The organism is Vibrio sp. Y176 (assembly GCF_033438945.1).
Genome location: NZ_JAWOQS010000619.1, coordinates 1 through 663, shown reverse-complemented (window position 1 = coordinate 663; position 663 = coordinate 1). Strand labels below are relative to the sequence as shown.

General features: G+C 46.2%; 1 protein-coding gene and 1 pseudogene. One reads left to right on the top strand and one right to left on the bottom strand.

Going from position 1 to position 663, the window contains the following annotated elements; all coding sequences use genetic code 11:
* The coding region (locus R7O13_RS27670) for an AraC family transcriptional regulator (RefSeq protein WP_318305297.1) at positions 1 to 370 on the top strand (370 nt) is incomplete at its 5' end.
* A gap of 59 nt (positions 371 to 429) precedes the next feature.
* On the opposite strand, the pseudogene R7O13_RS27665 reads toward R7O13_RS27670, so the two are convergent.
* Positions 430 to 663 (bottom strand): annotated as a pseudogene (locus tag R7O13_RS27665) (EamA family transporter); the annotation flags it as partial.

Sequence of the window (663 nt, the reverse complement as noted above, 5' to 3'; positions counted from 1 at the left end):
GCACTTTGACCAGAGCGCCAGTCAGGCAGAAACTCGTTCATATTCTTCGTTGTCTTCACGTATTCGCGCGCTGATCTCTAAAGATCTAACGAAGCCGTGGACGCTTAAAGAAATTGCGAAACTGGGTTACATGAGTGAGTCGACGGTAAAAAGAAAGTTGAACAAGGAAGGGACGACGTTTACTGATGTGCTGCAGGCTGCACGACTAGATACAGCACAAAAAATGGTGTGCAATAGCGACGCGAGTGTCAGTGCAATAGCTGAGCTATGTGGTTTTAAGCATGCCTCTTATTTTGGTGCCTGTTTCAGAAAAGAATATGGTGTCACACCGCTTGCTTATCGAAAACAAGCCCAGCTCAGAGCGAATTGAATAACAAAACGCCCGATACAAAATCGGGCGTTCTCTTGAATATGATGGGGGATGATTACTTAAACCGTTATTACTTCTTTTCTTGCGCGCAACGACGTTAAAATTTGAGGCAGTAAAGACATCACAATCATGCCCACCATCAAGCTGTATTGGAGTGGGGTAAAGTTTTCACCCAACAGCAATAACCCAGAGACGATCCCTGCAATCGGGTTGGCAATGCCACCAAACGTAAAGTCGACCACTGACATGCGTTGCAACAACCACACATACATGCCGTAGCCTAGCGCGGTGTT